This is a genomic window from Mycobacterium sp. (assembly GCF_049280035.1).
GTDB lineage: Bacteria > Actinomycetota > Actinomycetes > Mycobacteriales > Mycobacteriaceae > Mycobacterium.
Genome location: NZ_JBAPPI010000821.1, coordinates 1 through 1,695 on the forward strand (window position 1 = coordinate 1; position 1,695 = coordinate 1,695).

1 pseudogene is annotated in these 1,695 nt (G+C 69.4%); it reads right to left on the reverse strand.

Going from position 1 to position 1,695, the window contains the following annotated elements:
* Positions 1-1,496: pseudogene (locus tag WAN71_RS26275) on the reverse strand (cation-translocating P-type ATPase); the annotation flags it as partial.
* Positions 1,497-1,695: the final 199 nt, after the last annotated feature.

Sequence of the window (1,695 nt, forward strand, 5' to 3'; positions counted from 1 at the left end):
AGATCGGTCAGTGCCGCGGCGAGCGCGGTGTCGATGGACGCCCTCTGCAATGGCTTCAGCTCGTCGAAAGCGGGCTGCAGCTCGCCGAGATCGTCGACGCCGACGGAGATCAATTCCAGGCCGGCCCGCCGCGCCTCGGCCAGCACAGCCGAGGCCAGCGGGTCGTGCGTCGGGCCGATCAGCGCTTCGACGACGGTGTCGGATCCCTTGCCGGACAGACCGGGAACCGGGTGCCAGCCCACGCGCAGGCCCTTTTTCTCCAACAGCAACTGGGCGCGGTTCCACGCGGGTGACAGCTCGTCCTCGTCGGCTCCGCGGACGCGGACCACTCGCAGGACGTTGGTGCACAACACCCGCGGATCGACCAGCAGCGCGTCGACCCGGTCCAGCCAACGCAGTTTTTCCGGATGCAGCACCAGCACCGCATGCTGGTCGGCCAGCCCTTGGCCGAGCGCTGCGGCGAACGACTCACGTGTGGTGCGGGTGGCCTTCGGGGTGGTGACCAACGTCGCGGTCGCCGCCATCTCGGGGTTGCGGGTGAAGGCCCCGATGGCCGCGGTGCCGATCACCTGAACCCACGCGCTGCGCCGTGCGTGCTGCTCGACCGACCCTTCCGGCGGGGGCACCGGGCGGGACGGCGGGTGGACCTCTGGGTGCTCGGCGTGGCGGGCCAGCGCCGGTTCGTGACGACGCCACGCTTGCGCCTCGGCCTGGTATTCGGCGGCTTTCAACGTCTCCATCGCGAGGTCGACGGCCAGCGACGCCGGCGACAGCTCGAGGACGTGCGCCGTGACCATCGCGACCGACAGCACCGAGTCCGTCGCCGATTGCCCGATGCGATCCTCCAGCAGGCGGCGCAGCCGTGGCTGGTAGTCGACGGCCACCACCATCGCCTCGACACCGCTGAACAGGCGCGGCCAGCGCAGCACCCGCCCCGCGACCGCGGCACTCATACCGACGGCGGTGGCGCCGACCCCTAACGCGTTGGTGGCCAGCAGTAGACCGTCACCCGGCAGTGGCTTCGGACGGGTATCGCTACGCCGTGGACCGACGCTACCGCTTGCGCGCCAACGCTTTTCAGCCTCGTCGACATCGCGGCACAAGTCACGCAGCGAGATCTGATCGTTGTTGAGCGTAACCACGATCCGTGACAGTGGCCGGTTCACGCTGACCGATTTGACCCCGGAGCGCGCGCGGACGGTGTCGACCACCAAGCGCCCGAGTTCGGCGCCGTCCGGGCCGTCGAGGCCGCGGACCTCCACCCACGCGCGTCCCTTGCCGCGCCAGCTATGCCTGGTCAGCGTAGGTGCGGGCAGCCCTTCCGAGAGTGCCTTGACGCCTTCGCGAACCGGGATCACGGCCATCGACATACCCGTCGAGGCCACCGTGCCCAATGATCCTGCGGCACTTGCCGCGGTTTGCACGCTGGCGCCAACGAGCGCAGAGGTCGCCTGTAAGCCCAGCGTTACCGCGCGCAGCGGGAAGGATGCTCGCACCAATCCGAAGCTACTTACTCGCAAGAATCAACGGCGGGTACGTGACTGGGTCCCGCTGGCCTGCCGCGCCGCAGGTCGCTTGGCCGGCGTCTTGCGCGGCCTGGCGGAACTGGTCGACTTGGCGGGAGCCGCCTTCACCGACGTAACCGACGCGATACGCGGGCCGTCGTTGTGCGAGCTGTTCAGCCGGCGTAGCAAC